At 38.6% G+C, this 259-nt stretch carries 1 pseudogene; it reads left to right on the top strand.

What is annotated here, in order from left to right:
- Positions 1–78 precede the first annotated feature (78 nt).
- Positions 79–259 (top strand): annotated as a pseudogene (locus B4K20_RS16830) (hypothetical protein); the annotation flags it as partial.

The raw sequence follows: 259 nt of genomic DNA, 5'->3' as shown, positions 1-259 counted from the left end.
CAGACTCGATTGGTATGATTGATGTAGGGGATAAAGTTATTTAGACTCAAACTATTCTCATTATTCAAGGATTGAACAATGGCTCGCTTGCCTGGTTTTGTTATTCCCGATCATCCTCAACATGTGATTATTCGAGGCAATAATCGAGAGCCTATTTTTCTGGCTGATGAGGATTATCACTTCTGTCTTGAAAAGCTAAAGCAAGCCTGCATTAAACATGAATGTTCATTACAAAAACCAATCGAGTCTGACCCTGTAC

It is taken from the genome of Methylophaga sp. UBA5088, from assembly GCF_002414625.1.
Taxonomy (GTDB): Bacteria; Pseudomonadota; Gammaproteobacteria; order Nitrosococcales; family Methylophagaceae; genus Methylophaga; species Methylophaga marina.
Note: the sequence above shows the minus strand (reverse complement) of the source record. Positions and strands in the feature narration are given on the sequence as shown.